The sequence below is a fragment of the Mesorhizobium sp. M0184 genome, from assembly GCF_040322215.1.
In the GTDB taxonomy this organism is placed as follows: domain Bacteria; phylum Pseudomonadota; class Alphaproteobacteria; order Rhizobiales; family Rhizobiaceae; genus Mesorhizobium.
This window is the reverse complement of the sequence record NZ_JAMYSZ010000099.1, coordinates 1-951: the sequence shown is the minus strand read 5'-3', so window position 1 is coordinate 951 and position 951 is coordinate 1. Positions and strand designations below refer to the sequence as shown.

1 protein-coding gene is annotated in these 951 nt (G+C 67.0%); it reads left to right on the top strand.

Annotated features, from left to right (window positions below):
* Positions 1-951 (top strand): condensation domain-containing protein (locus NKJ23_RS34470; RefSeq protein ID WP_352685182.1); only part of this gene is annotated, 951 nt, incomplete at both ends.

Genomic DNA, 951 nt, shown 5'->3' with positions numbered 1-951 from the left:
GCGCTGCCCTTGACGGCGAACGGCAAGCTCGACCGCAAGGGGCTGCCGGCGCCGGAGGACGAGGCCTATGCGCGGGCGGCCTATGAGGCGCCGCGCGGCGCGATCGAGACGGCGCTGGCGCAGATCTGGGCGGAGCTTCTCGGGGTCGAGCGCATCGGGCGCCACGACCACTTCTTCGAGCTGGGTGGCCACTCGCTCCTGGCGGTGCAGCTCTTGAGCCGGCTGTCGCGGGCTGTTGGGGTCGAACTGCCGCTGACGAGGCTGTTCGCCAGGCCGGTGCTTTCCGATCTGGCCGAAAGCATCTTCGAGGTGTTGAGCCGCTCCGGTCCGCAAGACCTGCCGGCGATTGCGACGGTGTCGCGCAATGAGCCGCTTGTGCTGTCGTTTGCGCAGCAGCGGCTATGGTTTTTGGCGCAGCTGGACGAGGGCAGCACGAACTATCACATTCCGCTGGCCCTGCGGCTGCGTGGTGTGCTCGACCGCACCGCGTGGCAGCGCAGCCTCGACCGTCTGTTTGCCCGCCATGAGGCGCTGCGCAGTGTCTTTGTCGCACCGGAGGGCAAGCCCCGGGTTGAGGTTCTGCCGCCGGATGCGGGGCTGCCGGTGCTGGAGCACGATCTGCGGGGCCGGCCGGATGCAGAGGCGGCGCTTCTGGATCTGTGCCATGAAGAGGCGCGCACGCTATTCGATCTTGCGCGGGGGCCGCTGATCCGCGGGCGTCTGATCCGGATGTCGGATGCGGAACACGTCTTCCTGCTGACGCAGCATCATATCGTCTCGGACGGCTGGTCGCTGGGCGTGCTGCTGCGTGAACTCAGTCAGCTTTACCAGGCGTTCGAGGCTGGACAGGACGATCCTTTGCCGCTGCTGGCGATCCAATATCCGGATTATGCCGCCTGGCAACGCCAATGGCTGTCGGGGGAACGGCTGCAGAAGCAGGCGCAGTATTGG